Annotated in this window: 6 protein-coding genes; 5 read left to right on the top strand and 1 reads right to left on the bottom strand. The window is 69.9% G+C overall.

Annotated features, from left to right (window positions below):
• Positions 1-52 precede the first annotated feature (52 nt).
• Positions 53-1,567: an alanine/glycine:cation symporter family protein gene (locus FFS20_RS17505; protein ID WP_137827054.1), complete on the bottom strand. Its 1,515-nt coding sequence runs from the start codon at positions 1,565-1,567 to the stop codon at positions 53-55.
• Positions 1,568-1,677: 110 nt separating this feature from the next.
• Between FFS20_RS17505 and FFS20_RS17500 the strand changes: the two genes are divergently transcribed.
• From FFS20_RS17500 to FFS20_RS17480, 5 genes are all read left to right on the top strand, one after another.
• Positions 1,678-2,610 (top strand): dihydrodipicolinate synthase family protein, encoded by a 933-nt coding sequence (locus FFS20_RS17500; protein ID WP_137827053.1) that lies wholly within the window; start codon positions 1,678-1,680, stop codon positions 2,608-2,610.
• 72 nt (positions 2,611-2,682) lie between these two features.
• Entirely contained in the window at positions 2,683-3,690 is a 1,008-nt protein-coding gene (locus FFS20_RS17495) for a proline racemase family protein (protein WP_137827052.1), read from the top strand.
• 82 nt (positions 3,691-3,772) lie between these two features.
• Complete coding sequence (locus FFS20_RS17490) at positions 3,773-4,492, top strand: GntR family transcriptional regulator (RefSeq protein WP_249356928.1); 720 nt, start codon at positions 3,773-3,775, stop codon at positions 4,490-4,492.
• Positions 4,493-4,505: 13 nt separating this feature from the next.
• Complete coding sequence (locus FFS20_RS17485) at positions 4,506-5,732, top strand: FAD-binding oxidoreductase (RefSeq protein WP_137827051.1); 1,227 nt, start codon at positions 4,506-4,508, stop codon at positions 5,730-5,732.
• A partial coding sequence (locus FFS20_RS17480; RefSeq protein WP_137827050.1) for a (2Fe-2S)-binding protein occupies positions 5,729-6,054 on the top strand: 326 nt, incomplete at its 3' end. The genes FFS20_RS17485 and FFS20_RS17480, both read left to right, overlap by 4 nt.

The raw sequence follows: 6,054 nt of genomic DNA, 5'->3' as shown, positions 1-6,054 counted from the left end.
GGCGGGGGCTGCGTTCCGCCCCCGCCCCGCATCGCCGGGGCGTGCCCGGCTCCTACCGCTGAGTCGTGTCCGCCTCCTCCTCGGCCAGCGCTGCGTTGTGCCGGCGCGCGACGAGCACAGCGGCCGGCGGGTTGTCGCCGGTCCAGGCGGTCGCCCCGCGGATCCCGAGCTTCGTCGGATCGAAGACGGGGTCGAGGCCCATCCTCTTCTGCGCCGTGTAGTCGCGCAGCACCTTCGCCACGAGGGGGGCGAGGAAGACGAGGCAGATCATGTTGATCCAGCCCAGCGAGCCGTACCCGATGTCGCCGATGCCCCAGATGAGATCGGCCGGGGCGATCGCAGAGACGAAGGCGATGACGATCATGACGCCCTGGATGAGGCGCTTGACCACGCCCAGACGCTTCCCGTCGAAGAGGTAGGCCGCCGCCGAGGTGGCGATGTAGTTGAACGCGATGAGCGTCGTGAACGCGAAGAGGAAGAGCGCGAGCGCGACGAAGACCGGACCGAACCCGGGGAAGACCGAGTCGAGGGCGATCTGCGTATTCTCGGTGCCCGGCTCGAGACCGGGGAGGTGTTCGACGAGCGTGCGCCCCGCCTCGGTGATGACGTTGTAGCTGTCGGTCATGAGGATCATCACCCCCGTCGCCGTGCACACGAGGACCGTATCGACGTAGATCGAGAACGCCTGGACGATCCCCTGCTTCGCCGGGTGGGACACGGACGCCGCCGCCGAGGCGTAGGTGCCCTCACCGACGCCGGCGACGTTGGAGAACACGGCACGGCGCACACCCCATGCGATCGCCGCGCCGATGATCCCGCCGAAGACCTCGTTGACGCCGAAGGCCGAGGAGAAGACGAGCGCGAGGACGGCCGGGACCTGGTCGAGGTTGACGCAGATGACGACGATCGCGAGCAGGATGTAGCCGGCGGCCATGAACGGCACCGCCTTGTCCGCGACCGCGGTGATCCGCTTCGTCCCGCCGATGACGATGATGCCGAAGAGGGCGGCGACGATGAGTCCGGTCACCCACTCCGGCGCCCCGAACGCGACATTGGCGCTGTTGGCGATGTTGAACGTCTGCACCCCGGGCGCGAGCACCGCGTAGAGGATCATCGTCGCGACCGCGGCGATGACGGCCAGCCACTTCTGGCCCAGCCCCTTCTCGATGTAATAGGGGATGCCGCCGCGGTACTCGCCGTCGACCTTGCGCTTGAACACCTGCGCGAGCGTCGACTCCGCGAACGCCGTCGCCCCGCCGAGGATGCCCATGACGATCATCCAGAACAGGGCTCCGGGTCCGGCGACGGCGATGGCTGTGGCGACGCCGGCGATGTTGCCGACGCCGACGCGGCTCGAGAGGGTGAGCGCGAGCGCCTGGAAGCTCGAGATCCCTCCGTCCTCCCCGCCCGAGCTCTCCTTGAGGATCGTCACGAGATCGGGAAGCCTGCGGATCTGCACGGCGCCGGTCCAGATCGTGTAGAGCAGTCCGAGACCGAGGGCCATATAGGCCATGGGGTTCCAGATTCCTGTGTTGATGGTGCCGATGAGCTCAAGCAGCTCGTCCATTTGTCGACTCCTTTGTGACATGGACCTCTTTTGTGTACCATTGCACAGTAACATGTCACACAGTAGTGGCACAGCCCCGGAGGAATCCGGGCCGAACGAAAGGGAAGCCCATGTCGGAGAAGAAGCCCTGGCACGGAGTCATCGTCGCCACCGCCCTGCCCTTCACCGAGGACTACGCCGTCGACTACGACGCCTTCGCCGATCACGTCGCCTGGCTCGCCGCCAACGGCTGCGACGGCGTGGCCCCCAACGGCTCGCTCGGTGAGTACCAGACGCTCTCGGACGTCGAACGCGCCCAGGTCATCACCACCGCCGTCGAGGCCGCGCCCGCCGGATTCCACGTCATGGCCGGCACCGGCGCCTACGGGGCACTGCAGTCCGCGCACTGGGCGGAGCAGGCAGCGAACGCGGGGGCCACCTCGGTGATGCAGCTGCCCCCGAACACCTACCGAGCCGATTGGGAGACCGTCAAGGACCACTACGCGACCGTCGCCTCGGTCGGTCTGCCCGTCGTCGGCTACAACAACCCGATCGACACGAAGGTCGACCTCGTCCCCGAGCTCATCGCCGAGATCCATGCGGCGGGGAACATGGTCGGGGTCAAGGAGTTCTCCGGCGACCCGCGCCGGATCTACGAGATCGCCGAGCTCGCGCCGACGATGGACATCCTCATCGGCACCGACGACACCGTCCTCGAGGTCGGGCTCGCCGGCGCCGTCGGCTGGGTGTCGGGCTACCCGAACGCGATCCCCGGCGCCTGCATCGAGCTCTTCGAGCTCTGCACCTCCGGTGACACCGCCGACCTCGTCCGGGCCCAGGAGATCTACCGCGACCTCCACTCCCTGCTGCGCTGGGACTCGAAGACCGAGTTCGTCCAGGCGATCAAGCTCTCGATGGATGTCCTCGGCCTGCGCGGCGGCATCTGCCGGCCCCCGCGCCTGCCCCTGTCCCAGCCGCTCGTCGACCGCATCGTCGCCGACACCGAGGCCGCCGCGGACAAGGGGTATGCGAGCGAGACGAAGCCCGCCGTCGCCGCCGTCTGAGCCCGGCAGTATTCTGACCGGGACGACCCGTCGGCAGCGAGGTCGCCCCGGTCACTCAATGAGGAGGACACCATGCGCACGTCACGCGTCTATCACGCCGTCGACTCCCACACCGAGGGGATGCCCACCCGCGTCATCACCGGCGGGGTCGGCGAGCTGCCGGGGGCGACGATGGCCGAGCGCCGGACGTGGTTCATCGAGAACTCCGATCACGTCCGCACCCTGCTCATGACCGAACCCCGCGGGCACGCGTCGATGTCCGGGGCGATCCTCCAACCGCCCACCCGCCCCGACGCGGACTGGGGCGTCCTCTTCATCGAGGTCTCCGGGTGCCTGCCGATGTGCGGCCACGGCACGATCGGCGTCGCCACCGTCCTTGTCGAGACCGGCATGGTCGAGGTGCACGAACCCGTGACCACCGTGCGCCTCGACACTCCCGCCGGGCTCGTCATCGCCGAGGTGGCCGTCAGTGACGGTCATGCCGATTCCGTGACGATCACGAACGTCCCCGCGTTCGTCGACCGCCTCGGCGCCGAGGTGGACGTGCCCCGACTCGGGACCGTGACCTACGATCTCGCGTTCGGGGGCAACTTATATGCGATCGTCGACGTCGCCGACCTCGGCCTCGAGTTCAGGGAGGATCGGAGCAACAAGGACGACCTCCTCGGCGCGGGCCTGGCGATCATGGACGCGATCAACGCCGCGGATGAGCCCGTCCACCCGGAGCGGCCCGACATCGTCGGCTGCCACCATGTCTACCTCAAGGCTCCCGGGTCGACGGCGGCACGGTCCCGGCATGCGATGGCGATCCATCCCGGCTGGTTCGACCGGTCCCCGTGCGGGACGGGCACGAGCGCGCGGATGGCTCAGCTCCACGCCCGCGGCGAACTGACGCTGGAGACGGACTTCGTCAACGAGTCCTACATCGGGTCCCGGTTCGTCGGCCGCCTCGTCGCCGAGACGACCGTCGCGGGCCGGCCCGCCGTCGTGCCCACCGTCCAGGGTCGGGCGTGGGTGACGGGCACGGCACAGTACTTTCTTGATCCGAGCGATCCCTTCCCGGCGGGATTCCTGCTATGAGTATCCTCATAGGCAGCCCACGAAAGGAATCCCCCATGGCCTCCCTCCCCCGCCTCGACCGTCCCAGAACCTGCGCCAGTCCGTGCTCAACAGCCTGCGGACAGCCATCATCACCGGTGAGCTCGCTGAAGGGCAGCTTGTCTCCGCACCGGTCCTCGGCGAACAGCTCGGGGTCTCGGCGACCCCGGTCCGCGAGGCGATGATGGACCTCTCGCGCGAGGGTCTCGTCGAGACCGTGAAGAACAAGGGATTCCGTGTCACGACGATGACGGAGAAGGACCTCGACGACCTCGCCCAGATCCGCCTCCTCGTCGAGCCCCCGGTCATGCACGCGGTGGCCGCGAACATCACCGAGGAGGCCTTCCCCGAGCTCATGCGCATCGCCGATGCGTGCACCCGCGGTGCCGCCGAGGAGGACCTCACCGCCTACCTCGCCAACGACCGGGAGTTCCACGCCCAGGTGCTCGCCTTCGCCGACAACCCGCAGCTCACGGAGCTCGCGACCTCGCTGCGCCAGCGCACCCGCCTCTACGGCATCGCGGGGCTGGCCAGGGAGGGCAAGCTCGTCGACTCCGCCCAGGAGCACCATGAGCTCATCCGGCTGCTGCGCGACCGGGACGGTGCCGGTGCCGAGGCGCTCCTGCGCGCCCACATCGGCCATGCCCGCGCGATCTGGGCGACCGGAACCACCGAGCCGGCCGGTTCGGAGGCGGCCGATTCAGAGGCGGCCGGCGCGACGGGGTCCCCCGAGTCGGCTGAAACGCACGGGTCGGCCGCGGCGGGCGGTTCGGGGGCGACATGACGGGTGAGGGCACATGAGCGCGGCGCGGACCACCTCGGCGCGGACCACCGACGTCATCGTCATCGGCGCCGGCATCGTCGGCTGCGCGGTCGCCTACTTCGCGACAGCAGCGGGCCTGAGCGTCACCGTCATCGACCGCGACCTGCCCGCCTCGGGAACGTCGTCGCGCTGCGAGGGCAACCTCCTCGTCTCCGACAAGGAGCTCGGCCCCGAACTCGCCCTCACCCAGTACTCGCTGGGGCTGTGGACGGGCGAACTCGCCGAATTCGCCGCCCGCTGGGAGTTCGAAGCCAAGGGCGGGATCATCGTCGCCTCCCGGGAGTCCAGTGTCGCCTCGCTGAACAGGGTCACCCGCGCCCAGCGATCCTTCGGCATCAACGCGATCGCCCTCGACCCCGACCAGCTGCGCGAGCGCGAACCCCACATCACTCCGGCCGCACTCGGGGCCGCATACTATCCCGAGGACTCCCAGGTCCAGCCGATGCTCGCCGCCGGGCATCTCCTCGCCCTCGCCGTCGACCGCGGGGCCACCGTCGTCACTGGCGCCCCCGTCACCGAGGTGGTCCGCACCGGCGACCGGATCACCGGAGTCCGCACCCCGGCCGGGGACTTCGCCGCCGCCCACATCGTCAACGCCGCCGGCACCTGGGCCCCCGAGGTGGCCGCCCTCGCCCACGTCGACGTGCCCGTCCTGCCGCGTCGCGGCTTCGTCATGGTCACCGAACCGCTGCCGCCGATGATCGGCCACAAGGTCTACGCCGCCGAGTACATCGACAACGTCGGCTCCTCGAGCGACGGCCTCCAGGCGAGCCCCGTCGTCGAGGGCACCCCGGCCGGCACGATCCTCATCGGCTCGAGCCGGGAGCGCGTCGGCTTCGATACGACCGTGAGCACGGCGGCGCTCGGCCTCATCGCCCGCAACGCCGCCGCGCTCTTCCCGTTCCTCGCGACCACCCGCATCCTGCGCCACTACCACGGCTTCCGTCCGTACAGCCCCGACCATCTGCCCGTCATCGGCCCCGATCCCCGGGCGCCGGGGCTCTGGCACGCGTGCGGTCACGAAGGCGCGGGCATCGGGCTGTCGGTGGGCACGGGCAAACTGCTCGCCCAGGCGATGACCGGCGCCGAGGCGGACCTCGACCTCACACCGTTCGCCCCGGAGCGCTTCGCAGCGGGGCCACCGGCGACTGAGCCAGCGCCGGCCGCCGCGACCACGATCCCCCAGGAGGAAACAGCATGAGCGAGACCGTCACCGCGCGCTTCGACGACGCGCCGCTCACCGCCCCGGCCGGAGCGAGTGTTGCCGCCGCGCTCCTCGCCTCCGGTCGCACGAGCTGGCGGACGACCCGCACCGGCCGGCAGCGCGGGCTGTTCTGCGGGATCGGAGTGTGCTTCGACTGCCTCGTCGAGATCGACGGGCAGACCGGGCAGCGCGCGTGCCTGGTCACGCTCGCCGACGGGATGGACGTCCGCAGCCACCGCGGTGCCGGCGAGGCCGGCGGGACCTGCGCCGATGATGACGAGGTCGACGGTCGGGACACTCATGAGCGCTCGCCTCCGAC

The organism is Brevibacterium sp. 2SA (assembly GCF_005502845.1).
Classification (GTDB): Bacteria; Actinomycetota; Actinomycetes; order Actinomycetales; family Brevibacteriaceae; genus Brevibacterium.
The sequence above is the reverse complement of the archived record's forward strand: the minus strand, read 5'-3'. Positions and strand labels throughout refer to the sequence as shown.